Source organism: uncultured Streptococcus sp. (assembly GCF_963516515.1).
GTDB lineage: Bacteria > Bacillota > Bacilli > Lactobacillales > Streptococcaceae > Streptococcus.
The window spans coordinates 1-26982 of sequence record NZ_CAUQCJ010000006.1; the positions used below are offsets into that span (position 1 = coordinate 1).

Sequence of the window (26982 nt, forward strand, 5' to 3'; positions counted from 1 at the left end):
GTAGCGGGTGCCCACGGAGGACTTACACCTCAGATATACGACATGCCCGTCGTACCAAAAATCCCCTTAGAAATCCGCTTCTAAGGGGTTGTCTTTATCCTGCTGCTTGGGCTGGTTCTGCTGGTTTGGTCTTTTTATCTTTCTTGCTACTAGTGATGAGACGGCGCTTGCTATCTCGGATGCTATTGAGTTCCTTGAGGAGTTGAGTCAAGTGTTCCTTTTCAGGGTAGGCTTCTGCACTGGCTGCTGTATAGCGCATAAAGAGGTCGTAGCCAGTTGAAAGTTCGGTACGGAGTTGTCTGGTCTTACCAACTTCCTTGGCAGACTTAGAAGCACGCGCCTTACTTTCCACTTGGTCATATTCCTCTTGAGCATTGATCACAGCCGTCAACATAGGAGTCAGTCCTAGACTGGTCACTGCCTCATGATAAGGTGTTTCACTAAGCGTTTTGAGCAGGCTCTTGATTTCTGCCGTTTCTACATCATTGCTGCGCTTAGTGATGTCCTTGTACTTAGCAAAGACTGGTTTCAGAGTTTCATGAGATTCTTTGAGCTTGGTATCCTTAATCTTAGCAAATCCTCTATGGAGAGTAAAGAGACCGACCAAGGCACTATCACGATTGCGATCGACTTCTGTTAGATTGCTAGACTCTTTCGTCTCCACCGCCGCAAGTTGAGCTTGAAAATCATCCAGCTTGGTCTTGAAGGGTTCCAAATGTTTGGAATACATAGTTTCATCCTTGTTTGCCTTAGAAAAAGTGGCCAAACTTTGATGAGTATCCATCATCAGGCTTTCAAACTCACGGTTGGTAAAGTTGCTGTAACTAAGAGGGCGAATAGCGTATGTTTTTGTCATGATGATATCCTTTCTATTTAACCAATCATTTATTGTCTTCTTTATCAAACCAAGAGTGGAGTAGATCTGCAAGATGAGGTTCTCTTGGAACAGATTTTACAACACTCCCTCTCCTGTGTTCTATTAACATCGAACTGTCCTTTACTTCAAAGACTTGAAATAATGCACAGACCAAAAATAGAAGCCCCCATAAAGGAAGTATCGATAGAATACTCTCCTCATCATCTCTAACTTTCTTCATCGATTTTTCTCCTTTAAGTTGATACATTCATTCTAACAGTTTCCAAAACCATTTTAACCCCCATCCGCTCAACTGTCATTATTTCCATCTAAAACGTACTTTTCAGGACTAATCAGACAGTTCAAAATAATACTCAATGAAAATCAAAGAGCAAACTAGGAAGCTAGCCGCAGGCTGTACTTGAGTACGGTAAGGCGACGCTGATGTAGTTTGAATTGGATTTTCGAAGAGTATTAAAAAATCCCTATCTGACTGGACACACACTCCGTCCATCAGATAGAGATCCTTACTATTTTTAGATTTTGACTTTCCTAGCTTTAGAATACATTTAAACTTTAGGAAAGACGACTATTCGAAAGCTAGAAGACCTCAAAACTCTCTCAGATAAGCTATTCGAAACTTAGAATACTTGTAAATTTATGTAAGCACACTTATTCTAAACTCAGAATACACATAAACTTTAGGAAGTAAGCCTATTCTAAGTCTCGAAGAACTATCTCCCAACCCTCAACGGCTCAATGACTTCCTCCACCAGTTGGGTATAAGCTTCCTTGATTTGTTTTTTATAGAGGAGAGGATTGAGGGCATCCGCCACCTCTAGCTTATAATCCTGATAGCGCTGGCTCTTGGTCAGCTGGCTTTCTCCTAGTTGTTTTTTAGCTCCCTTACGGTAGTGTTCGACATAGTAACGGAGTTCATCCTCGCCGACATACCAGCGCTTGCTAAAGACTTGGATGTGCTGCTGGATGACAGCCTCGATCATCTGATCCAAGATATTTGCGATAGACTGACCACGATAGCTTTCCGGATGTTCTTGAACTTCTCTCCAAAGTTCAGTGATGATCTGGGCAAGATTGGGATTGGTCTTCTCAAGACTCTGAATATAGTTATCCACGGCTTCCCTATCTTGAGCGCTTAGGTTCTTTTCTTGACTTTGACCTTGCTCAATCAAGCTTTGGATCAAGGTTAAGATATAGGCATAGTTGATCTCATCCACTTGGATAGACTCCAGTTCATAGTGGATATCAAGTGGTTCACCATCGTCATCATCCTCTACTCGGCTTTTTAATTCTGCAAGGACATTTCGATAAAGTCCCAGATACCTTTCCAACTTTTCTCCATCAAGTCCTGTCTGACTGTAAAGCTCTTCCTCATCATACTCTTTATACACTCGGATAGAGGCTAGGTATTTATCAAAGGCTTGATAGGTTTTAGCTAGTTTCCTCAACTCAGGCGTAGAGACTTGCTCGATTTGGAGTCCTTCCTCAGGATCATCGGTGATAAGATTTTTGAAATCACTGCAACTCCGCAAAAAGTTTCTCTTTTCCTCTTCCCAGCTTGGGGCTAGGACCTCGTTTTCACCACCATTTGAGTAGAGTTTGAGGGCATTATCTACTGCTTCCTTAAAGGCTAGAGGCTTTTGGAAGGTAATGATATGACCATAGGTCTTACTAGAATCAAAAATACGATTGGTTCGGCTAAAGGCTTGGATCAAGTCCTGCGGTTGCATGGGTTTACGGTCGATAAAGAGAGTCGACAAACAAGGAGCATCAAATCCTGTTAAGAGACGATTGACCACGATGACTAAGTCCAACTGTTCCTTGCGATAGAGGTATTTGTCCTGCTTTCGAGCTAGGCGGTTATTGACATCCGTATTAAAGCCACGAAGATCCGCCATGGTAAAGTGGGTATCAAACTCTTGGTTGTAGTCCTCTAAGACTTGCTTCATGTGATCTTGATTGGCTCTAGAGTCTTCTTCATTTTCAGTGACCGAGTAGGTGATCGTCGCCTTTGGAAAGTCTGGAAGGACCTGCTTGACCCTTTCCGATACTTTAACTCTCGTCTCCCCAGCCTTGACTCGTTTGAGCAGGTCATAGTAGGCTTGGGCTTGAGGGATTGACTTGACGGTCAGGATAGCATTATAGGTCTTACCAACTCCCTTTTGGAAGCCTAGCTGTTGACAAGATTTATTGATAATGGCATCCAAGACTTCCAGCATATGTTCCTCATTCTCATACACGGTATCTGGTATGTCATTTTCAGATTTATCCGTGATGAGGGTATTGCGATAATCTACCTTAAAGCCTAAAACTGCTCCATCATGGATGGCTTCCTTAACCGTATACTCATGGAGACGGTCACCGTACTGTTGCTGGGTGGTTTGGGCTAAATCACCGACTTGCTGGCGTTTATTTTCCTTAAAGATGGGTGTTCCTGTAAAACCATACCAGAGCGACTGTGGGAAAAAGGCCTTAATGTCTTTTTGTGTTTGAGGTGTTACGGCACGGTGGCATTCATCCACGACAAAGGCCACTCGAAGACCCTTGATTTTGTCCGCATCTCTTTGGTAAAGACCTTGTTCAAACTTACGCATCATGGTGGTCATTTTCTGGATGGTCGTTACCACCACACGCTTATCATTACTTCCTAGTCGCTTGACCAAATCATGAGTATTATCCGTCTCATCAATATCAATGACATCATTGGTCGCATAGGAGAGAAATGACGAAGTGGTCTGTTGGTCCAAGTCTCTACGATCAACGACAAAAATCGTCTTTTGGATGGATGGAATTTGGAGGAGATTCCGAGCTACCTTATAGGAGGTCAAGGTCTTCCCTGAACCTGTCGTATGCCAGACATAGCCTGATGCTTGATGGCGAGAAGCTTCTTGCACTGCTTCGATTGCATGAATCTGATAAGGGCGCAAGAGGATAAGAGCTTTCTTGCTATCATCAAGGACAGAATACTGCATAACCATCTGGTGGGCACGAGGGATAGAAAGGACTTCGTGGGCAAAGCTGGTCAAGCTCGTTACGGGTTGATTATCCTTATCCACCCACTTGGTTAGAAATTGCTTGTTGAGTTTATTTTCCCTAGCTGCAGCGATATAGCGTGTGTCTACTTTATTGGTCACAACAAACATCTGTAAGCTAGAGTAGATGCCACGGAACTTTCCTTCCCTATCATACTTCTTAATTTGATGAAAGGCATCTAGAAAAGCAACTCTGGGACTTTTAAGCTCGATCTGAATCATTGGAAGGCCATTGATCAAGAGGGTCACATCTAGCCTGCGGTCTTGATCCTGAGGATTTATCTTATCTCTCTCGACTTGGTTGACAACCTCATAACTAGACTTACCAGCTGCGATATTGTCTCGCCAAATGACAGATAAACGGATAGTCCCCAAACTAGCATCTTCTCTCTGAACCTCAACCTTGGCAATGCCATTTTCGCCGACCAACCACTTGGCCGCATCATAGTAGCTAACAAAGTTCAGTTGATTCTTTATCTGGCGTTTTTCCTGTTCTGTCAGGGGATGATCTGCCAATAGAGCCACATTGTTCTGGGCTAGCTTTTCAAAGAAGTTTTCCCATAATTGCTCTTCTGTTTTAAGGTCTTCTCTGTATGTCCATTGACTTTCCCCAGTCACCAGTTGGTTGATCAGTTGTTTTTCTATCTCCAGTTCTGGTTTTACCTGTATCATACTCTCTCCTTTGCTACATGTCTGCTCCCTTTATTATAGCATGTTTATCCTCAAAATCCATCACTCTTCCCATAGCAAAAACACTCATTCCCCCTTTCTCCTCCAAAATATGGTATAGTAGAATTATACTATCTATGAGGAGTTTACATGTCACAGGATAAACAAATGAAAGCTGTTTCTCCCCTTTTACAGCAAGTTATCAACATCTCATCGATTGTCGGTGGGGTTGGGAGTTTGATTTTCTGTATTTGGGCTTATCAGGCTGGGATTTTACAGTCCAAGGAAACCCTCTCTGCCTTTATCCAGCAGGCAGGTATCTGGGGGCCACCTCTCTTTATCTTTTTACAGATTTTACAGACTGTCGTCCCTATCATTCCTGGGGCCTTGACCTCGGTGGCTGGGGTCTTTATCTACGGTCACATCATCGGGACTATCTACAACTATATCGGCATCGTGATTGGCTGTGCCATTATCTTTTATCTGGTGCGCCTATATGGAGCTGCCTTTGTCCAGTCTGTCGTCAGCAAGCGCACCTATGACAAGTATATCGGCTGGTTGGATAAGGGCAATCGTTTTGACCGTTTCTTTATTTTTATGATGATTTGGCCCATTAGTCCAGCTGACTTTCTCTGTATGCTGGCTGCCCTGACCAAGATGAGTTTCAAGCGCTATATGACCATCATCATTCTGACCAAACCCTTTACCCTCGTGGTTTACACCTATGGTCTGACCTATATTATCGACTTTTTCTGGCAAATGCTTTGACACGTAAAAATCCGTTTGGGAAACCAAGCGGATTTTTAAAGCGTGGATTGACTATAGCTTAATACTAAATATAATTTGGTATGGAAATCATGCCTATTTATCGATAGTGAGGCGAGGACTTACCTAGCCTTTCCGCCGTGATGGAAACACCTGAAATCGAATGGTTTCAGGTATTCGGAAACTTTGAGACATTAGGCTCAAAGTTTAGGTATGGAATTTCGAAGAAAGTCGCTACCGTCCGTAACCACTTAAGGAAAGGCTCAAAAAACATTGTCTTCAAACAAAAATCCGTTTGGTTTACCAAGCGGATTTTGTATTTTATTTTGAAACTTCTTTTGCAAGGACAAAGTTCCCAAGAGTAGCAGAGCCATTTCCTGCGACTGCTGGAGTGACGATGTAGTCACGCACATCCGGTACTGGTAGGTAGCCGTTGAGAAGAGCTGTAAATTTCTCACGGACACGATCCAGCATGTGTTGTTGAGCCATGACCCCTCCACCAAAAACAATCACGTCTGGGCGGAAAGTCACTGTTGCATTAACCGCAGCTTGAGCGATATAGTAGGCTTGAACATCCCAAACAGGGTTGTTGAGTTCAATATTTTCCCCACGAACACCTGTACGAGCTTCCAAACTTGGACCAGCTGCATAGCCTTCCAAACATCCCTTATGGAAAGGACAAACACCGTTGAATTCTTTTTCAATATCCATTGGGTGTCTAGCAACATAATAGTGACCCATTTCAGGGTGACCCACACCTCCGATAAACTCACCACGTTGGATGACACCTGCACCGATACCTGTACCGATTGTGTAGTAAACCAAGTTTTCGATACGGCCACCAGCATTGTTACGGGCAACCACTTCACCATAAGCAGAGCTGTTTACGTCTGTAGTGAAGTACATTGGCACGTTGAGGGCACGACGAAGGGCACCAAGCAAGTCCACATTTGCCCAGTTTGGTTTTGGAGTCGTTGTGATAAAGCCATAGGTTTTTGAGTTTTTATCAATATCAATCGGACCAAATGAACCAACTGCAAGACCAGCAAGGTTATCGAATTTTGAGAAGAACTCGATGGTTTTATCGATTGTTTCGATCGGAGTTGTTGTTGGAAATTGTGTTTTTTCCACAACATTAAAGTTTTCATCACCGACAGCACAGACAAACTTTGTACCGCCCGCTTCCAAGCTTCCATATAATTTTGTCATGATAAACCTCTTGTTTTTATTTTCTTTATTATAGCATATTTCGAAAGTCTAAATTTCTCTATTTTTTAGATTTTCCTCTGTAAATCTTACCATTCAAGCAAAAACGAACAAACATGTCATTTGTTCGTTTTCATTTTGAGAGGATTAATTAGATTTTCACTTCAATAACGGCATCACCCATAGAAACTGAACCTGTTGCGACTGGAGCTACTGAAGCGTAGTCAGCTGTATTTGTAACGATAACCATTGTTGTATCATCAAGACCAGCTGCAGCGATTTTGTTTGAATCAAATGTTCCAAGAACATCTCCTGCTTTCACCTTGTCACCTTGAGCAACTTTTGCTTCAAAACCTTCACCGTTCATTGTTACAGTGTCGATACCAACGTGGATCAAGACTTCAGCACCATCAGTTGTTTTCAAACCAAAAGCGTGTCCTGTTGGAAAGGCAATTGAAACTTCAGCATCAGCTGGTGCATAGACCACACCTTGACTTGGTTTCACAGCGATACCTTGTCCCATAGCTCCACTTGAGAAGACTGGGTCATTGACATCAGCAAGAGCGACAACGTCACCGACGATAGGAGTTACAAGTGTTTCATTTTGAAGAGCTGCTGGAATGTTACCAGTTGTTTCTTCTTGGACCAAACGTTCTGTCTCTACTTCAGTAGCAACTTCTTTTTCATCCTCATAACCAAACATGTAAGTGAGGGCAAAACCAAGGGCAAATGATACGGCTACCATGAGAAGGTATTGGGCAAGTTGTCCGTTACCGATGTAAAGCATTGTACCAGGGATGATGGTGATACCATTACCAGTACCAGCAAGTCCAAGGATTGAAGCCAATCCACCACCGATTGCACCAGCAATCAATGAAAGGAAGAATGGTTTACGGAAGCGCAAGTTTACCCCGAAGATAGCAGGCTCTGTAATACCGAGGAAGGCTGAAAGAGCAGCTGGGAAAGCAAGTGTTTTCAGTTTTGGATTTTTAGTTTTAACACCAACCGCAACAGTCGCAGCACCTTGAGCTGTCATAGCAGCTGTGATGATTGCGTTGAATGGGTTAGCATGGTCAGCAGCAAGCAATTGAACTTCAAGCAAGTTGAAGATGTGGTGCACACCTGACACGACGATCAATTGGTGAACCCCACCAATCAAGAAACCACCAAGACCAAATGGCATACTAAGGATCGCTTTTGTCGCGATAAGGATGTAGTTTTCAACAACGTGAAAGACTGGTCCGATGACAAATAGTCCAAGGATAGACATGACCAAAAGTGTCACGAATGGTGTTACCAAGAGGTCAATGACATCTGGAACAACCTTGCGGACAGCTTTTTCAAATTTAGCTCCGACAACCCCGATGATGAAGGCTGGAAGAACGGAACCTTGCAAACCAACAACAGGAATGAAACCAAAGAAGTTCATAGCAGTTACTTCACCACCTGAAGCGACTGCCCAAGCGTTTGGAAGTGAGCCAGAAACAAGCATCATACCAAGAACGATACCAACGGCTGGATTTCCACCGAATACACGGAAGGTTGACCACACAACCAAACCTGGTAAGATAATGAAGGCTGTATCTGTCAAGATTTGAGTGTAAGTTGTCACGTCAGCTGGCAGTGTCATTCCAAGAGCAGTCAAGAGACCACGCACACCCATGAAAAGACCTGTCGCTACGATAACTGGGATGATTGGAACGAAAACGTCACCGAAAGTACGGATAGCACGTTGGAACCAGTTCCCTTGTTTGGCAGCTTCTGCTTTCATGTCATCTTTAGATGATGTTGGCAAACCAAGTGCAACAACTTCATCGTACATTTTGTTAACTGTACCTGTACCAAAGATGATTTGGTATTGACCTGAGTTAAAGAAAGCACCTTGAACTTTTTCCAAGTTCTCAATCACTTCTTTATTGATTTTTCCTTCATCTTTGACCATGACACGAAGACGAGTCGCACAGTGAGCTACACTGTTGACATTTTCACGTCCGCCCAAGGCATCGATGACTTTTTTTGCAATTTCCTGATTGTTCATTTGCAAAAATCTCCTTATATAAAATTTTGTTATTGTTTGAAAGCGATTTTATTCGCCCTACGACTATTATTTTATCATGTTTTAGAAATATGTCAAGCGTTTTGCAGAAAAAATATTCTATCCACTTAGTAAGCTCGCTTTAGATTGATTGATTTTGACTGTTTTAGCAGGAATTCCTTAAAAAACAAGTTTGAAATCTTAGTTAAAAGGCTTTTGTTTCATTATCTTTCATATTTTCTTGAAAAGTTGATTAATTTCCTGCTTTAAATTTATGATAAACGTTTAACAGTTTTTTCTCTTTTTTAACATAAAAGGCTTGCATTTTTTATCGAAAACGGTTACTATTAAAAGTGATAAGATTTTTGGAGGAATGAATGAATGGAATGGACAACTGAGCGTCGTTACAGACTTTATCAAGATTGGACGCAAGAAGAAATTCAACATATAAAGGAAAATATGGCTCAATCTCCATGGCATACTCATTACCATGTTGAGCCAAAAACAGGACTTCTCAACGACCCAAATGGCTTTTCTTACTTTGATGGGAAGTGGATTGTTTTTTATCAGAACTTTCCTTTTGGTGCAGCCCACGGTTTGAAATCTTGGGTTCAGCTTGAAAGTGATGATTTGGTTCACTTCACGGAAACTGGAGTCAAAGTTTTGCCTGATACTCCATTAGATAGCCACGGTGCCTACTCTGGTTCTGCCATGCAATTTGGCGATCAGTTATTCCTATTTTATACGGGAAATGTTCGCGATGAAAACTGGATCCGTCACCCATACCAGATTGGGGCTTTGATGGACAAGGATGGCAAGATTACAAAGATTGACAAGATCTTGATTGATCAGCCAGCAGACTCTACTGACCACTTCCGTGATCCGCAAATTTTTAACTTCAAGGGCCAATATTATGCCATCGTCGGTGGACAGGACTTGGAGAAAAAAGGCTTCGTTCATCTTTATAAGGCTGTAGACAACGACTACACAAACTGGCAAGCAGTTGGCGACCTTGACTTTGCTAACGACCGCACTGCCTACATGATGGAATGTCCAAATCTGGTCTTTGTAGGCGAGCAACCTGTCCTTCTCTACTGCCCACAAGGATTGGATAAAGAAGTTCTAGACTACGACAATATCTATCCAAATATGTATAAGATTGGGGCTTCCTTTGACCCTGAAAATGCCAAAATGGTAGATGTGTCTCAACTTCAAAACATGGACTATGGTTTCGAAGCCTATGCTACCCAAGCCTTCAACGCTCCAGACGGACGTGCTCTAGCAGTTAGCTGGCTTGGATTGCCAGATGTTTCTTACCCATCTGACCGTTTTGACCACCAAGGAACCTTCTCTTTGGTCAAAGAACTGACTATCAAAGATGGCAAACTCTACCAATACCCAGTCGCAGCTATCAAGGACCTTCGTTCTTCTGAAGAACCTTTCTCAAACCGTGCCCAAACCAATAACACTTACGAACTCGAACTCAACTTAGAAGCCAATAGCCAGAGCGAGATTGTCTTACTTGCTGATCAAGAAGGCAAGGGACTTTCCATCAACTTTGACCTTGTAAATGGTCAAGTGACAGTGGATCGTAGCCAAGCTGGTGAACAGTATGCCCAAGAATTTGGTACAACTCGCTCTTGCCCTATCGATAATCAAGCTACTACTGCTACGATTTTCATCGATAACTCTGTCTTTGAAATTTTCATCAATAAAGGAGAAAAAGTATTTTCTGGTCGTGTCTTCCCACATGCGGACCAAAATGGTATCCTCATCAAATCTGGAAACCCAACTGGAACTTACTATGAATTAGATTATGGTCGCAAAATTAACTGATGTCGCCAAACTTGCAGGCGTTAGCCCTACTACCGTTTCTAGGGTTATCAACAAAAAAGGTTATCTCTCTGAAAAAACCATTCAAAAGGTTAATGAAGCCATGCGGGAATTGGGCTATAAACCCAACAACCTAGCTCGTAGTTTGCAAGGAAAATCAGCCAAGTTAATCGGTTTGATTTTCCCAAATATTTCCAATATTTTCTATGCAGAATTGATTGATAAGCTGGAACACCAACTCTTTAAAAATGGTTACAAGACCATCATCTGCAACAGCGAACACGATTCTGAGAAGGAACGCGAATACATCGAAATGTTGGAAGCCAATCAGGTGGACGGTATCATTTCTGGTAGTCACAACCTAGGAATTGAAGACTACAATCGCGTGACAGCGCCGATTATTTCCTTTGACCGAAACTTGTCACCAGACATTCCTGTCGTTTCCTCTGACAACTATGCTGGTGGTGTTCTTGCTGCCCAGACCTTGGTTAAGACAGGCGCCCAGTCTATCATCATGATTACAGGGAATGACAATTCTAACTCGCCAACTGGACTACGCCACGCTGGTTTTGCCTCTGTTCTACCCAAAGCACCTATTATCAATGTTTCCAGTGACTTTTCTCCTGTCAGAAAAGAAATGGAAATCAAGAATATCTTGACCCGCCAAAAACCAGATGCCATCTTTGCTTCGGATGACTTAACAGCTATTCTGGTCATTAAAATTGCTCAAGAACTAGGCATTTCTGTCCCAGAAGAGCTCAAGGTCATCGGATATGATGGGACTTACTTTATCGAGAATTACTATCCTCAACTAGCTACTATCAAGCAACCTTTGGAAGAGATAGCTTGCCTCACTATTGACCTCCTCTTGCAAAAGATCGAAGGCAAGAAAGTCGCAACAACTGGTTACTTCTTACCAGTTACTCTATTACCAGGAAAAAGTATTTAAATACAAGAAAACTCAGACCAATTCGTCTGAGTTTTTTATGATCTTAAATTTTCTAGATAGCGCTGGGCGGTCTCTAGGTTAAAGGTCTTATCAGTAATGAGACGCTCAACCAGGGGAGCAACTTCAGACTCACTAGCACCAGCTAGGAGAGCTAAGGATTTGGCCTGTAATTTCATGTGGCCTTGCTGAATCCCTGTACTCACCAAGGCTTTTAGGGCAGCAAAATTTTGGGCAAGACCGATAGACACGATAAGCTGAGCTAAGGATTTGGCAGAAGGATTTCCCAGTAGCTCATGACTGAGAGCTACACGAGAGTTAAGGCCGATAGAGCCACCCTTGGTCGCTACAGGCATGGGCAGGGTCATCTCACCAACTAATTCTTCTCTTTCAAGGTCCAGCGTCCATTGACTAAGACCTTGGTAGCGCCCGTCTCGACTGGCAAAAGCATGAGCTCCTGCCTCAATAGCACGCCAGTCATTACCAATGGCAATCAAAATCGCATCAATACCATTAAAAATCCCTTTATTATGAGTAGCAGCTCGATAAGGATCAGCCTGCGCAAACTGGCTGGCCAAGGCTATCTTCTCTGCAATTTCACGTCCTTGATCCTTTTGGCGGCTCAAGTAGCGAAAGGCAATGCGACAGCTTGCAGTCACCAGAGAATCGGTCGCGTAGTTGGACAGAATTCCCATAAGACTCTGCCCCTGACTGAGTTCTTCTAAGACTGGTTTCAAGGCTTCCAGCATGGTGTTGAGCATATTGGCTCCCATGGCTTCCTGGGTATCGACATGAAGATAAACGACTAGAAAGTCTGTTTCGCTTTTGAGCTGTTCTACATGTAAATCACGCGCCCCACCTCCTCGTTTAACGATAGAAGGATAGGCTTGATTGGCAAGTTCCAAGAGCTCAGCCTTCTTGCTAGCAATTTTCTCTTGCGCTTGTCCAGGATTAGCAACTTGATAAAGAGCTACCTGCCCAATCATCTGGCGCTCATGGACTTGTGCAGTAAAGCCACCTGCTCGCTTGATGATTTTGCTGGCATAACTAGCCGCAGCAACCACAGACGGTTCTTCTGTCACATAGGGAACTGTGTATTCCTGACCATTGACGAGGACCTCTGGAACCAGCGAATAAGGCAGAGAAAAAGTCCCCACTACATTCTCACTCAGCTGGTCTGCGACAGTCACGCTAATCTGTTCATCCTGATTCAAACTCGCTTGCTTGTCAGGACTAAGGAGCGCCTGAGCTTGTAACAGCTCGAGGCGCTCATGGTATGATTTTTTAGAAAATCCATTCCAACTTATCTTCATTATTTTTCAACCTTGCTATAACGGCGTTGGTGGTCGATAATTTCAACCAAGGCATAGTCTTGATTTTCATATCCAGTAAACTGGGCTGAGTTTGTTTCATCCAATACCACTTCCTCAAAGAAGACCTTTTCATAGTCGGCGACGGATAGGGCAGTACGTTGGTTGAGCTTATTCAAGCGGTCTTTATCTAGATATGCTTCATATCCTTCAACCAATTCACCACTGAAGAACTCAGCCACGGCACCACTTCCGTAACTATAAAGGGCAATTTTATCTCCAGCTTTCAGGCTCTCTGTATTTTCCAAGAGAGACAAAAGTCCAAGGAAAAGTGAACCTGTGTAGATATTCCCCACCTTTTGACTGTAGAGAATAGACTGGTCAAAATGCTTTTGCAAGAGGTCTTTTTTCTCTTGAGGCAGGCTCTTATCCATGATTTTTTTCAATCCTTTCAGCGCTAATTTAGGATAAGGCAAGTGGAAGCAAACCGCCGCGAAATCATCCAAAGTAAGCTGGTAGCGTTTTTGATATTCAAGCCAAGTCGTTTTCAAACTATCCAAATATTGTTGGGTAGAATAGATACCATTTACATAAGGGGTTGTCGAGTAATTTGGACGCCAGAAATCCATGATGTCACGAGTCTGAGCCACATTGTCATTATTAAAGGCCATAATGCGTGGATTTTGTGTAATCAACATGGCCACACTTCCAGCACCCTGAGTGGGTTCTCCTGGAGTTTCAATACCGTATTTGGCAATATCACTGGCAATGACCAAGACCTTGGACTCTGGAGAATTTTCCACATGCAATTTGGCATAATGAAGGGCAGCTGTCGCTCCATAGCAGGCTTCTTTAATCTCGAAACTACGAGCAAAGGGCTGGATGCCCAGCAAACCATGCACAAAGACGGCCGCAGCTTTACTCTGGTCAATTCCTGACTCGGTAGCCACAATGACCATATCAATTTCTTGTCTCTCTTGCTCAGTTAAAATAGAGTCACTAGCACTGGCCGCCAAGGTCACGATATCCTCAGTTAGGGGCGCAATACTCAATTCCTTGAGCAAGAGTCCTTTACTTAATTTTTCAGGGTCAATTCCCCTCGCTTCTGCTAAGTCTTGTAATTTCAAGACATATTGACTGGTCGCAAAACCAATCTTATCAATACCGATTGTCATATTTACCTCTGTTTTATCATTCATTGTAAAAAATCGTTCTATACTATTTTATCACAAATGGCAGTAAAAGAGAGAAAAAAGACTTGATTCACCAAAGCAAGTCCCTTATGGTAACTTCTCAAAGTAACTTCCACTTTGCTAGCCGAAGTGGAAATTAGTCTAAAACGGATTTTTATGGTGGAATTAAGTGTGAGACGTTTGAGTTAGAAATGAGGTCTACTATGACAAAACATAAACACCTTACCCTTTCAGACCGTAATGATATCCAATTAGGCTTAGAGCGCGGTGAAACCTTCAAAGCTATTGGACAGTCCATTCTAAAAGACCCAACTACTGTCTCCAAAGAAGTCAAACGAAACAGACAAGTCCGAGAGTCTATGTGTGATAACCTTCCCTGCCCTTTACTCGATAAGGCTCCCTTTGTCTGTAATGGATGCCCTAAAAGAAGACAAAATTGTGGCTATAAGAAGATTTTATACCTCGCTAAACAAGCTCAAAAACAGTACGAACAAACTCTTGTTGAAGCTCGTGAAGGAACTCCCCTCAATTCCAAGACCTTCTGGGACATGGACAAAGTCATTTCTGATGGTGTTAAAAAGGGACAACACATCTATCATATCCTCAAAACTCATAACCTTGATGTCAGCTCCTCAACTGTCTATCGACACATCCGAAAAGGATACCTATCTATCGCTCCTATTGATCTAGCCAGAGCCGTTAAATTCAAAGAAAGACGGAAAAGTAAGCTACCTTCCATCCCTAAAGAAGCTAAAAAAGGCCGTTCCTATGAGGATTTCCAAAACTATTTAGTCCTTAATCAACTAGACTCTTGGCTGGAAATGGACACAGTTATGGGCAGGATGGGAGGTAAAATCCTACTTACCTTCAACCTGTCTTTCTGTAACTTTATCTTTGCTAGACTTCTGGATAATAAAACTGCCCTTGAGGTTACCAAACACCTTTATAAAATCAAGAACACTCTTCACCAAGCGGACAAAGATTTCTTCCAACTCTTCCCTGTCATCCTCACAGATAATGGAGGAGAGTTTGCCAGGGTTGATGACATCGAAAGGGATGTGCGAGGAGAGAGTAAGCTCTTCTTTTGTGACCCTAATCGCTCTGACCAGAAAGGGAGAATTGAGAAAAATCATACACTGATTCGTGACATTCTACCTAAGGGAACTTCTTTTGACAACTTAACTCAAGAGGACATCAATCTCGTCTGCTCTCATGTCAACAGTGTCAAACGTGCTGCTTTGAATGGAAAGTCAGCCTATGAACTCTTTGCCTTTACCTATGGAGAAGAGATTCCTAAACTTCTAGGTATTTCTAAAATACCTGCAGAAGACGTCTGTCAGTCGTCTAAATTACTCCAACATAAGTTCTAAAAACTAACCTTTAACCCCATTCAAACGTCTCACACTAACTTCCACCATAGCGGAACTTAATCTGAAACGCTTTCAGATGAGGGGATTTTGTGCGCTCTTTTTTTCGATTCATTTTGGCTACAAAAGCAATAAAATCAAGCATTAGTAAAACCAGTGGAATTTACCCTGACACGGATTTCCACTGGTTTTTGGGATTTTTATCAGACTAACTTCCACTTGGATTAGCGGTGGAACTTAGTTTGGGAATTTACCGCAAGTCCCTTATTAGTCTAACTATTTTGCGGTTTTCGTAAGTGAGAATAAAGTCTGAGAATCACTGTTCCACTAGCCATGCCAATAGAAATTACCAGAGCCAGCATGACAACCAAGGTTGCACTAGCAATGGCATGACTATAATCCCCCGTCACAAAAAAGGCAGTTGTTCGATAAGAAAGATAGCCTGGAACTAAGGGTGCCAAGATGGCCAAGATAAAGACCACAGCAGGGGTCTTGTAAAGAATACTTAAAATCTGGCTGATACAAGAGCCGATAATAGCCGCAATAAAGGTAGCCACAATAACATTGGTCGGTTCCTTGAGCAAGAGATAGATTAGCCAGACAGCCATGCCCAAAATCCCTCCAGGTAAGAGCATGGAGCGTTGCACATTGAGTACGATTAGAAAGGTAATAATGGCAAGAAGACTTGCTACTGCTTGTAATAAAAAGGTTGTTAGTGTCATATTAGTTCATCAATACCAAGGCGACAGAAGTTCCTGCCCCTAAAGCAAGGGTAATGAGCAGGGATTCAAACATCTTACTCATACCAGAGTTTATGTGGTTGGTCATGATATCACGAACCGCATTGGTCAAGGCAATCCCTGGTACAAAAGGCATGACAGCACCAGCTATAATCAAATCTGCCGTTGAGGGAAAGCCTGTGTAGCGAGCCCAAAACTGGGCTATCATCCCAAAGACAAAAGCTCCAGCAAAGGCTGTCACAAAGGGAATTCGGATAAACTTCTCCACATAGAGGGAAAAGGCAAAACCAAATAAGGTAGCTACTCCTGCCCCAAGTGCGTCGTAGATATTTCCACTAAACATAACTGAAAAGAACGGAGCACTAAAGGTCGCAGCCAGAGTCACCTGCACCTTGGTATAGGGAAGCGGTTGAGCTTGCAAGACCGTCAATTGCTTGAAGGCTGTCTCTAAATCAATCTGCCCTCTAACCAGCTGACGAGAAATCTGATTCACATCGCAGACTTTTTCGATGTTATAAGAAGAGGAGGTCACGCGCTTCATTCGCGAAATATTGGTATTTTCAATCGAGAAAAAGATAGCGGCAGGCATGGCAAGAACATTGCAATCCACAATCCCCTGCGAATGCGCAATACGAATCATGGTATCTTCTACACGATGAATCTCTGATCCACTTTTGAGAAGAATGGTTCCAGCTAACATAATCACATCAATGACTGCATTTAATTCTTTTGACTCTTCCATGCTTTCCTCCTTTTATCAACTCCTTCTATTCTATCACAAATCTGGAGTCAAAAAAAATCTTTGCCATGAAATCATGACAAAGATTCGTTTAATCACGAGAATTTTCGTGGTTTCCTTCACTACTTGATTGAGTAGTAGCAGGTGCATTCTCTCGTTGATTTCCTTGTTGGTTCCCCTGACTTGGTGTTGTAGTAGAACCTTGGTTTCCACGTTGGACTGGTGCTGATGATGACGTTGACGGCGGTGTTTTTGGCTTGTAAATTGAAATCTTGACACGCGTCTTCGTCAAATCAACCTTTTCACCTGCTTTTGGACTCTGTTCAACGACTGTACCTTCAGCAGTTCCAGCAGGAGCTGTCGACACTTCTACAACTTCAATATTGGCTTCTTTAATACCGACAATTTGAACGAGATTGTTTTTAGTAAATTCAAGACTAGATCCTATATAACTTGGCATAGCAACGCTGGTTACTTTCTTAGCAACGGTTAAGGTAATCGTTGAGGCCTTGCTCAAATCATAGGTTGTTCCGGCAGCTGGACTCTGTCTGAGAACAGTTCCTGCTTCACTCTCACTTGATTCTTCTTCCTCGATCTTGATGAGATTTTCAGGAACCTTCTTCTGCTTGAGTTCTGCGATAACATCTGTTGATTTACGGCCGATATAATTGCTCAATTGGAATGATTGCTTGCCTGATGAGACAACCAAATTGATTTTCGAACCTTCTTTTCGAGTCGTTCCAGCATCAGGATCTGTACGGATAATCCGCCCTTCTTCCACCTTTTCACTAGCCTCTGATTTCTCCTCGCCAATCTCAAAATTGGCTTTCTTGAGAGTTTCCTTGGCCTCCGCAACTGTCTGACCTGCCACATCTGGAATGGCAATAGTTGCAGGAGTTCTGGATAATATCCAAATCAGAGAGGCTGCCACCAATACAATGCTGGCCAACAAAATCATATAACGAACTCTAAATTTCCGTTTCTTAACAGGCTTGGTTGCGTAATTGTCTTCTGAAACCTGCTGACTCGGCTTCGCAACCTGTGGCTTCGGACTTTGTGTTTGCACCTTAGGAATCGACGTCAAGGTACTCTGAGATACTTTTGGTAGAGTCTTGGTGTCCGCCTTAGTCGCATCGTCAAAGACCAGCTTTGGTTCATTACGACGATTATAAGACAAACTACTCGACAAGTCCACATACATTTCAGCTACTGATTTGTAGCGATCTGTCAATTTCTTAGCAGTTGCCTTGATGACAACATTCTCCAAAGCCTGAGGCACAGACGGATTTTCAGCTATAACCGATGGCAGTGGTTTCTGGAAATGCTGAAGGGCGATGGTCACCGCACTATCCCCGTCATAAGGGATATGGCCCGTCAGCATCTCATAGAAAATAATCCCCATGGCATAGATATCACTCTGTACAGTCGCCTTCGAACCACGCGCCTGCTCTGGTGACAAGTAATGAACCGAACCCAGCATAGAGTTAGTCTGAGTCAGACTCGTCTCAGCAAAGGCTACCGCAATCCCAAAGTCTGTTACTTTGGCAGTCCCATCTGGTGTCAAGAGGATATTTTGAGGTTTTAAGTCCCTGTGAACAATTCCTCTGGTATGGGCCAAACGCATGGCTAGGAGGATTTGTCCCATAATACGGACGGCTTCTTCATTAGAGAGAGGATAGTGTTCCTTGATATAGCGTTTGAGGTCTAGCCCAGCAACATACTCCATTGCAAGATACTGTTGACCGTCTTCCTCACCAATATCTGTTATCCGAACGATATGAGGATGGTCTAGATCTGCCATAGCTCTCGCTTCACGCTGAAAACGAGCTACAGCTATCGGGTCCGTCTGGTAGTTGGTCCTCAGGACCTTCACTGCCACTTCTTCTCCGTCTAGAATTAAATCCTTGGCCAAATAGACATCTGCCATGCCTCCTCGGCCAATCTGTTTCACAATCCGATAGCGTCCGGCAAAAATCTTGCCGATTTGGATCATTCTGCATCCTCCTCGTTCATAGAAACAAGGGCAACCGTAATGTTGTCTAAACCTCCTGCATTGTTAGCAAAACGTACAAGCGTCGCTGTTTTATCTGCCAAAGGAATATCACTGGTTACAATATCACAAATCTCACTTCCTGAAATCATATTGGTCAAACCATCACTATTGAGCAAGAGATAGTCACCTAGCTCAAGGGTAATCATTCCAAAATCAGGTTGAACTTCATCTTTTTGACCGATAGACTGGGTAATGATATTTTTCTGTGGATGGCTAGCTGCTTCTTCAGGTGTCAATTGACCTGCCTTAAGCAATTCATTGACCAAGGAATGGTCGCTCGTTAACTGGTGGTACTCTTCTCCACGAATCAAACCGATACGAGAATCTCCAATGTGGGCATAGATAGCTTGATTGCCAATAATAGCAACAACCTCAAGAGTTGTTCCCATTCCTTTATAGGCATCATCTTGTCCAAGTTGATGAATCTTTTGATTTTCAATTTCTAGGTAATTGGCGAACCATTCACGCACTTCATTGACTGTATCGATCTGGGTGTCAACCCAAGCTATACCTAGGTCTGTTACCGCCATTTCACTAGCGATATTCCCTGCGCGATGACCTCCCATCCCATCAGCTAAAATAATCATAGTACGTCCAGCTCTATTGACATAGTGGTTGACATAGTCTTGGTTATTTGTTCGTTTCTGACCAACATCTGTTAATAATGAAATTTCCATGTGTCAGTTCCTTCCTAATCCGATATCTTGCGAAATTGACTGATGAAGAATCCATCACTTCCATACAATTCAGGTGTAATGAGGATACATCCGTCTTTCATGATATCCTTACATTCATGTTCTAGTTTTACCTGCTCGAACTCAGGATGACTTTCTAAAAACGCCTCAACGACTTGAAAATTCTCCTCTGAGACAATAGTACAGGTACTATAAGTTATTATACCACCTTTGCCTAGTGTTTGACAAACACTACCTAATATTTCTAGCTGAATTTCCTGCAATGACGCGAAATCTGCCGTTTCTTTATTGTATTTGATATCTGGTTTTCGTCGCAGAAGACCGATTCCTGAACAGGGAGCATCCACCAAAATCTTATCAAAAGAATCCTGACCAAAAAACTCATGCACCTTTCTGGCATCCAATTTTTGCCTTTGAACCCGATCTGCAACTCCCAAACGTTGAGCATTTTCTTGGATTAAGTCCAACTTGTGATCGTACAAGTCCAGAGCAGTAACCTGACCGATCGTGAGATAAGAAGCTATATGGGCTGTTTTTCCACCCGGAGCCGCACAGGCATCTAGAACCTGCTCATCACCTTGTAAATCAAGCGTCGGAGCAACCAGCTGACTGGACTCGTCTTGAATGGTTATAGCCCCTTCTGCGAACAAATCATGACCTGCAAAATGCCCTTGCTCCTTAACCAGACCAGAAACAGACAAAGATGAATCACTAGCCTCCAACAAAGCTTGAATTTCCTCTTTTCGACTTAAATCAGTCACTCGGATGCTGGCCTTATTTCGCACCAAAAGGCTTTTAAAGATAGCTTGCGCTCTCTCTTCACCGTATTCTTCCTTGAGTTTGGCAACTAGCCAAACTGGGAGAGAATAGGCAATGGAATCACGCTTGTTTTTTCGTTTGATGCTGGCAATATCTGGCCAGCCTTCACGCAAGATACGGCGAAGGACGGCATTAACCAATTTTTCGCTACCTTTTTTACGGACTTTTGCCAATTCCACTGCTTCATTAACCACAGCATGGTCTGGAATCTTGTCCAAATAGCGAAGTTGGTAGGCACTCATGAGAAGCAGGACATAGAGCCAACTGTCTAACTGGTCTCTATCTTCGATAAAGTGGGACAGGTACCATTCCAGAGTCAATTTACGGGCTACTGTTCCATAGACCAGCTCTGTTACCAAACCCTTGTCTGCTGCTGAGAGTTGACTTCCCTTGAGATGCTTATTTAAGGCGATATTTGAGTATGCTTGATTGATAAAGACATCCTCTAATACTGCTAGGGCTAGACTTCTAGCCGTTTCTACTTTAGTCACCAAATCGTTCTCCTACAGTCAATGTACGTCCAACTCCGTTGAGGAAGGAAGCAATGTCCATCTTAGGTTTACCAGCTGGCTGCACTTGTTTGAGGGATAGAGCCCCTTCTGCCGTTGCGACAATCAATTCTTTCTTGCCGATAGAGAGAATCTCTCCTGGATTTCCCTGACCTTCTACTGCTAAAGCTTCATAAATCTTAAAGCGGTCGCCCTTAAGGAAAGTATGGGCAACAGGCCACGGGTTCATGCCACGGATTTGGTTAAAGAGTAGACGATTGCTTTTAGTCCAATCCAGTTTTTCTTCCTCTGGCTTGATGTTTGGCGAGAAGGTAACCTGACTTGGATCCTGTGGTTCAGGTTTGATGTCACCAGCAATGTAGGCAGGCAAAGTATCCAAAAGCAAATCACGACCAACTAGCGCCAATTTTTCAAACAAGGTTCCAACATTATCTTCATCTGTGATAGGAATGCTGCGACGGGAAATCATATCTCCTGCATCCATTTCCTTGACCATTTCCATAATGGTCACACCAGCTTCCTTATCCCCTTGAATCAAGGCATAATGGATAGGCGCACCACCACGGTGTTTTGGAAGGAGGGAAGCGTGAACATTGACCGCAAAATCCATGCTATCAAGGAGTTTACTTGAAAGAAACTGCCCAAAAGCAGCAGTCACAATTCCATCTGCTCCTAGTTTCATAATCGCTTCCATCTCTGGACTTCCAGATAATTTTTCAGGTTGGTAGATAGGAAGTCCTGCTGCCTTGGCAGCCTGCTTGACTGGGGTTTCTTGGATCACTTTTTTACGGCCAACAGCACGGTCTGGCTGGGTCACAACGGCTAGAATTTCGTAACGGTCATCTGTCAAAAGTCCTTTTAAAACTGTTGCTGAAAAGTCGGGGGTCCCCATAAAGATTAATTTTGTCATATCTTCTCCTTCTTATAAAAATTGCTGTGGCTCATGATCAATGCTGAGACGGAGCTCACTATTTTCTCGTTCTTGAGTCAAGGCCAGAACCTGATTTAGAGTCGGACCCAGCTCATCTTCTAAACGGTATTTAATCAAAATTTGGTAATGATAAAGGTTGTGGGTACGGGCAATAGGTTTAGGCGTCGGTCCAAGGATGTTACTGGTTTCAGACAAACCTGATCGTAAAATGTTCATGACTTCATAAGCACGTTTGACAACCTCTTCTTCTTTCTTGTGAGAAAGGGTAATGCCAATCGTGAAATAGTAAGGTGGATAACCAAGTTGTCGTCTGATTCCCATTTCATAGGCATAAAAGCCTTCGTAATCCTGATCCTTGGCAAATCGAATAGCATAGTGTTGCGGATTGTAGGACTGGATCAAGACCTGACCAGCTTTTTCAGCCCGACCTGCCCGACCTGCCACCTGAGTCAAGAGCTGGAAGGTTCTCTCAGAAGAACGAAAATCAGGCAGATTCAATGCTGTATCTGCATTGAGAACTCCGACTAGGGTCACATTGGGAAAATCCAAGCCCTTGGCAATCATCTGAGTTCCCAACAAGATATCTGCTTCCCCTCGGCCAAACTGGTCAAGAAGAGCTTGGTGACTACCCTTCCTGCGGGTCGTATCCACATCCATGCGCAGAATGCGTGCCTGAGGAAAAAGCTCTGCCAGCTCGTCATAAGCCTTCTGTGTCCCTGTTCCATAGTAACGAATACTACGACTCTTACAGTTAGGACAGGCCTGAGGAATGTCCTTCGAGAAACCACAATAATGGCAATTCATGGTCTTGGTATCCATGTGCAATGTCAGGGAAATATCGCAGTTGGGACAAGTATCTACCGTCCCACACTCCCGACACATGACAAAGCTAGAATAACCACGGCGATTGAGCATGAGAACCACCTGCTCTTTTTTATCCAGACGGTCTTGAATGGCTTCTAGCAAGGGAGGCGTAAAGTTTGACGTCTCATTTTGTCCGATATAGTCTCGAAAGTCAATTACTTGAACCTCAGGGATACTAGCTAAAGGATTAGCACGTTGGGTCAGACGTAAGTGTTGATAGACGCCTTTTCCAGCCCGCGCACGACTTTCCAGACTTGGTGTTGCTGAGCCAAGGACTAAGGCTGCTTGATTATACTGGGCCCGTAAAATAGCCACCTCTCTGGCATGGTAACGGGGATTACTGTCCTGCTTATAAGTCGCTTCATGCTCCTCATCAATAATCATGACACCCAGATTTTTCAGCGGAGCAAAGATGGCAGATCTGGCACCAACAACAACTTGAGCGTCTCCACGCTCAACCTTGCGCCATTCATCATACTTTTCACCATTGGATAGGCCTGAGTGAAGAATGGCCACCTTTTCCCCAAAACGTGCAATAAAACGCTCCGTCATCTGAGGAGTCAAGGAAATCTCAGGCACTAACAAGATGGCTGTTTTCCCCTTATCCAAAGCTCCTTGGATTATTTGTAAGTAAACCTCGGTCTTCCCACTTCCTGTAATCCCTTGAAGGAGGAAGGGAGGCCGATGACTGCCAATCGTACTCACAACCGCATCACGCGCCTGTCTTTGCTCTGGATTCAACTCCAAAGGCTGACTTGCCTCAATACCTTCAAAATAAGCAGCCGAGCGTTGAACTTCCTTTTGGACTATAGTAACAGCACCTTGTTCCACAAAGAAGTTGACTTGCTCCCGCGAGTAGGACTCTAACAAACTAGCCAAAGAAGCACTCTCTGGATGAGAAAGCAAATAGTCTCTCAATTCTAACTTTTTCTTGGCGCGCGCAGAAATCTCTACACCTTCTAACTGAACAAGGTCAACCTCATACCAAGACTGGGTCTTGACCTTCTTTTGATCAATCGCCTGATATTCTAGACCAAGCAGGCCTTTTCTAGTCAAACGCATCATTTCTACTTGCTTACCTAAATCCAGAGAAGAAAAGGCAAGTGAATCTTCTGAACCAAACAGACGCTCTCGATCTTCCTTACTCAAACCTTCCAGAGGATAGAGAATCTTGTCATAGCTGGAGTTCAGAAATCCCGGCAACATAGCCTTAAGGATGGAGATTTTGTAAGAAAAGACAGATTTACGTAGCTCTTCAGCTAGCCAGAGTTGTTCTTGCGTGAGAACAGGAGAAAAATCCAGCACCTCAGCAATATCTTTTAAATCTTGCTCCATCTCTTCCTTATCTGATTGGGAATCCAAACCAAGAACAATCCCTTGAATCAGGCGATTGCCCTTACCAAAAGGCACATGAACCCGCATCCCAACTTCTAGCATTCCCTCAAATTCCTTAGGAATCCTGTAACTATAGGGCTGGTCTGTCTGCATCAAGGGCACATCTACAATAATCTTGGCTAGGGCCATCTTGTCACCTCCTCCTTTTCAGTAGATTCTTGCAATAGAAAAAATAAGATTGAGTCCCCCCAACCTTAAATTTTTTCACCATCTTCTTTTTCTTTAGCGATTTGCTCTTTGATTTTCTTTTCTTCTTCTTCTTTGCGGCGTTTTTCTTCTTCGATACGGCGACGCACCGCTTCACGTTTTCCTTCTGGGTCTGGGTGAATTGTAACGTTTCCTGATTCGATTTCTTCTAAAGCGCGAAGAGTTGATTTTTCAGACTTGAAACCTTGAGTAGCTGGCGCACCTGCTTCTAATTCGTGGGCACGTTTTGCTTCCAAGATTACGAGTGAATATTTTGAAGGAACCTTGTCGAGCAAGGTATCAATAGAGGGTTTTAACATCATTTGCTTGTACCTATTTTCTAAATTTTATCGGGTAGTTGGAGATTTTGGTAACATCTCCTGATAGTGACCAATGACACGATCCACACGGAAGTGCTCTGCTTCGATTACACGTTTGACACGCTCAGCAGCTAGGGGCACCTGATCGTTGACAATCGCATAATCATACTCACGCATGAGGGCAATTTCTTCCTTGGCTTTTTCGATTCGTTGGGCAATCACTTCTGCACTGTCGGTTCCACGTCCTACCAAACGATCTTGCAATTCATCTAAATCTGGTGGTGTCAGGAAGATAAAGACAGCATCTGGAACCTTTTTCTTGACCTGAAGAGCTCCTTGAACTTCAATTTCAAGGAAAACATCGATTCCCTTGTCCAAGGTTTCATTGACATAGGTCAGAGGAGTTCCATAGTAGTTGCCGACATATTCTGCGTATTCCAACATCTGCCCTTGACGAATCAGCTCTTCAAACTCTTCACGAGTGCGGAAGAAATAGTCAACACCGTCCACTTCTCCAGGACGTTGTGCGCGTGTCGTCATCGATACAGAGTATTGAAATTGGTTTTCAGAACTCTCAAAAATCTCTCTTCTAACCGTTCCTTTTCCAACCCCTGAAGGACCAGAAAAAACGATTAGTAAGCCTCGGTCTGCCATTGTGTCTCCTTTTAGTCAGTCTGTGAAATAACATTTCTCTAGAATAATGGCAAAAGCCAGATTATCCTTTACAGTCTTTCTATCTAGTGTAACAAAAAAGCAGTAATTTTTCAACTGCTCTTTCTTATTTATTTGGCATAATCTACTGCACGCAGTTCGCGAATCACGGTTACCTTAATATTTCCTGGGTAATCGAGATTGTTTTCAATTTTTTCACGAACTTTGTGAGCCAAGATTGTGACTTTGTCGTCCTTGATTTGTCCTGGATTGACCATGATACGGATCTCACGTCCTGCTTGAAGGGCAAAGCTAGTTTGCACTCCTTCAAAGCCGTTAGCAATTTCTTCCAAATCATGAAGACGCTTGATGTAGCTTTCAAGAGACTCACTTCGAGCACCTGGACGGGCAGCGCTCAAGGCATCTGCTGCAGCAACGATCACTGCAATCACGCTTTCAGCTTCGACATCACCGTGGTGACTAGCAATCGTATTAACCACAACTGGATGTTCCTTATACTTGCGTGCCAATTCCATACCAATTTCAACGTGGCTACCCTCAACCTCACGGTCAATGGCTTTCCCGATATCGTGAAGGAATCCAGCACGACGAGCAAGAGCCGCATTTTCACCAAGTTCGCTCGCCATAATACCAGCCAACTTAGCAACTTCAATCGAATGACGCAAGACATTTTGTCCATATGAAGTGCGGAATTGCAAGCGACCCATAATCTTCATCAAGTCAGGGTGAAGGTTTGGCGCACCGATCTCATAGGCAGCAGCCTCACCGTATTCACGAATTTTATTGTCAATCTCCTGACGGTTTTTCTCAACCAACTCTTCGATACGAGCCGGATGAATTCGACCATCCTTGAGCAACATTTCCATAGTCATACGGGCAATCTCACGACGAATCGGGTCAAAACCTGACAAGGTTACCACTTCTGGTGTATCGTCAATAATCACATCAACCCCTGTCAAACTTTCAAAGGTACGAATGTTACGACCTTCACGACCAATAATGCGTCCCTTCATAGTATCGTCTGGCAGATGAACCGTTGAGTTTGTTGACTCCGCTACATATTCACCAGCAATACGTTGCATAGCTTGAACCAGAATGTCCTTGGCCATTTTATCAGAACGTTCCTTGACCTCTTGCTCAGCCTCACGAATACGACTGGCAATCTCCTTGGTCAAGTTTTCCTCTGTCTGTGCCAAGATAATATCTCGTGCTTCTGCCTGAGACAGGGCACCAATACGCTCTAGTTCAGCTTCTTTTTGTCTTTCGACTTCCTCTAATTGCTCTTCACGCGCATCAAGGTTTTTCGCTCTATCAGAAATACTTTGTTCTTTTTGTTCAAGTGTTTGTTCTTTACTCGTCAAATTGTCGTCCTTACGGTCGAGGCTAGTAGCTCTCTCGGTCAAACGACTTTCGATTTGTTTGAGTTCTTGACGTTCTGATTTAAATTCAGCGTCCACTTCTTCACGGTATTTTCTGGCTTCTTCTTTGGCCTCCAATAGTGCTTCTTTTTTAAGAGACTTGCTTTCACGTTTGGCTTCATTAACAAGTAAATCCGCTTCACGCTCAGCTTGTCCACGTAAATTAGTTGCTTCTTGTTCAGCATTTAAAAGCATCAACTCCGCAGCTTCCTGAGATGATTTCATCTTAGCTGAGATGCTGACATATCCAATGACTAAACCAATGATGACGGCAAAAACAGCAATCGTAAGCGACATGATTTCCATGTTTTTACCTCATTTTATTGTTATTCCGAATGACATACATTCCTTTACATTCTACCATAAAAAAGTGATTTTCACAAACCTAAAATAGAATATGTTTTGGGG

Annotated in this window: 21 protein-coding genes; 4 read left to right on the forward strand and 17 right to left on the reverse strand. The window is 43.3% G+C overall.

Annotation, left to right across the window (positions count from 1 at the left end; all coding sequences use genetic code 11):
• Window positions 1–94: 94 nt before the first annotated feature.
• From RYL77_RS02155 to RYL77_RS02165, 3 genes are all read right to left on the reverse strand, one after another.
• Window positions 95–856, reverse strand: a complete 762-nt coding sequence (locus RYL77_RS02155) for a DUF6261 family protein (RefSeq protein ID WP_315009501.1) — start codon at window positions 854–856, stop codon at window positions 95–97.
• 25 nt (window positions 857–881) lie between these two features.
• Complete coding sequence (locus tag RYL77_RS02160; RefSeq protein ID WP_315009503.1) at window positions 882–1097, reverse strand: hypothetical protein; 216 nt, start codon at window positions 1095–1097, stop codon at window positions 882–884.
• Window positions 1098–1590: 493 nt separating this feature from the next.
• The gene (locus RYL77_RS02165; protein ID WP_315009505.1) at window positions 1591–4581 is read right to left on the reverse strand and encodes a type I restriction endonuclease subunit R; all 2991 of its coding nucleotides are present in this window, start codon (window positions 4579–4581) and stop codon (window positions 1591–1593) included.
• 147 nt (window positions 4582–4728) lie between these two features.
• On the opposite strand from RYL77_RS02165, the gene RYL77_RS02170 reads away from it, so the two are divergent.
• Window positions 4729–5346 (forward strand): TVP38/TMEM64 family protein, encoded by a 618-nt coding sequence (locus RYL77_RS02170; protein WP_000076168.1) that lies wholly within the window; start codon window positions 4729–4731, stop codon window positions 5344–5346.
• Between the two features lie 318 nt (window positions 5347–5664).
• Here RYL77_RS02170 and scrK read toward each other — a convergent pair whose 3' ends face one another.
• Window positions 5665–6552 (reverse strand): fructokinase ScrK, encoded by an 888-nt coding sequence (gene scrK / locus RYL77_RS02175; protein WP_049524643.1) that lies wholly within the window; start codon window positions 6550–6552, stop codon window positions 5665–5667.
• 148 nt (window positions 6553–6700) lie between these two features.
• Window positions 6701–8587 carry a sucrose-specific PTS transporter subunit IIBC gene (locus tag RYL77_RS02180; protein ID WP_315009507.1) on the reverse strand — a complete coding sequence of 629 codons (1887 nt, stop codon included), beginning with the start codon at window positions 8585–8587 and terminating at the stop codon, window positions 6701–6703.
• A 378-nt stretch (window positions 8588–8965) separates the two neighbouring features.
• On the opposite strand from RYL77_RS02180, the gene RYL77_RS02185 reads away from it, so the two are divergent.
• On the forward strand, window positions 8966–10420 hold the full coding sequence (locus RYL77_RS02185; protein ID WP_315009509.1) for a glycoside hydrolase family 32 protein: 1455 nt from the start codon (window positions 8966–8968) through the stop codon (window positions 10418–10420).
• Complete coding sequence (locus RYL77_RS02190; RefSeq protein WP_315009511.1) at window positions 10401–11366, forward strand: LacI family DNA-binding transcriptional regulator; 966 nt, start codon at window positions 10401–10403, stop codon at window positions 11364–11366. The genes RYL77_RS02185 and RYL77_RS02190 overlap by 20 nt, the downstream gene beginning before the upstream one ends.
• A gap of 35 nt (window positions 11367–11401) precedes the next feature.
• On the opposite strand, the gene RYL77_RS02195 is transcribed toward RYL77_RS02190, so the two are convergent.
• Complete coding sequence (locus tag RYL77_RS02195) at window positions 11402–12676, reverse strand: hydroxymethylglutaryl-CoA reductase, degradative (RefSeq protein ID WP_315009513.1); 1275 nt, start codon at window positions 12674–12676, stop codon at window positions 11402–11404.
• Complete coding sequence (locus RYL77_RS02200) at window positions 12676–13848, reverse strand: hydroxymethylglutaryl-CoA synthase (protein WP_315009515.1); 1173 nt, start codon at window positions 13846–13848, stop codon at window positions 12676–12678. The genes RYL77_RS02195 and RYL77_RS02200 overlap by 1 nt, the downstream gene beginning before the upstream one ends.
• Before the next feature lie 221 nt (window positions 13849–14069).
• On the opposite strand from RYL77_RS02200, the gene RYL77_RS02205 reads away from it, so the two are divergent.
• Window positions 14070–15236, forward strand: coding sequence for an IS30 family transposase (locus RYL77_RS02205; protein ID WP_315009517.1), 1167 nt, complete (start codon window positions 14070–14072; stop codon window positions 15234–15236).
• Between the two features lie 269 nt (window positions 15237–15505).
• Here RYL77_RS02205 and RYL77_RS02210 read toward each other — a convergent pair whose 3' ends face one another.
• The 10 genes from RYL77_RS02210 to RYL77_RS02255 all read right to left on the reverse strand — a co-directional run bounded on the left by RYL77_RS02210 (window position 15506) and on the right by RYL77_RS02255 (window position 26880).
• Complete coding sequence (locus RYL77_RS02210) at window positions 15506–15955, reverse strand: threonine/serine exporter family protein (RefSeq protein WP_315009519.1); 450 nt, start codon at window positions 15953–15955, stop codon at window positions 15506–15508.
• Between the two features lies 1 nt (window position 15956).
• Complete coding sequence (locus tag RYL77_RS02215) at window positions 15957–16715, reverse strand: threonine/serine exporter family protein (RefSeq protein ID WP_315009520.1); 759 nt, start codon at window positions 16713–16715, stop codon at window positions 15957–15959.
• Window positions 16716–16803: 88 nt separating this feature from the next.
• Complete coding sequence (gene pknB, locus RYL77_RS02220) at window positions 16804–18705, reverse strand: Stk1 family PASTA domain-containing Ser/Thr kinase (protein WP_315009522.1); 1902 nt, start codon at window positions 18703–18705, stop codon at window positions 16804–16806.
• Window positions 18702–19442, reverse strand: coding sequence for a Stp1/IreP family PP2C-type Ser/Thr phosphatase (locus RYL77_RS02225; RefSeq protein ID WP_315009524.1), 741 nt, complete (start codon window positions 19440–19442; stop codon window positions 18702–18704). Before RYL77_RS02225 ends, pknB begins: the two co-directional genes overlap by 4 nt.
• Before the next feature lie 14 nt (window positions 19443–19456).
• Entirely contained in the window at window positions 19457–20770 is a 1314-nt protein-coding gene (gene rsmB, locus RYL77_RS02230; RefSeq protein ID WP_315009526.1) for a 16S rRNA (cytosine(967)-C(5))-methyltransferase RsmB, read from the reverse strand.
• Complete coding sequence (gene fmt, locus RYL77_RS02235; RefSeq protein ID WP_315009528.1) at window positions 20763–21698, reverse strand: methionyl-tRNA formyltransferase; 936 nt, start codon at window positions 21696–21698, stop codon at window positions 20763–20765. Before fmt ends, rsmB begins: the two co-directional genes overlap by 8 nt.
• Before the next feature lie 12 nt (window positions 21699–21710).
• Entirely contained in the window at window positions 21711–24107 is a 2397-nt protein-coding gene (locus tag RYL77_RS02240; protein WP_315009530.1) for a primosomal protein N', read from the reverse strand.
• 65 nt (window positions 24108–24172) lie between these two features.
• The gene (rpoZ, locus tag RYL77_RS02245; protein ID WP_000979235.1) at window positions 24173–24487 is read right to left on the reverse strand and encodes a DNA-directed RNA polymerase subunit omega; all 315 of its coding nucleotides are present in this window, start codon (window positions 24485–24487) and stop codon (window positions 24173–24175) included.
• A 24-nt stretch (window positions 24488–24511) separates the two neighbouring features.
• Window positions 24512–25138, reverse strand: a complete 627-nt coding sequence (gmk, locus tag RYL77_RS02250; protein WP_000775041.1) for a guanylate kinase — start codon at window positions 25136–25138, stop codon at window positions 24512–24514.
• A 128-nt stretch (window positions 25139–25266) separates the two neighbouring features.
• Window positions 25267–26880, reverse strand: coding sequence for a ribonuclease Y (locus RYL77_RS02255; RefSeq protein WP_125458597.1), 1614 nt, complete (start codon window positions 26878–26880; stop codon window positions 25267–25269).
• Window positions 26881–26982: the final 102 nt, after the last annotated feature.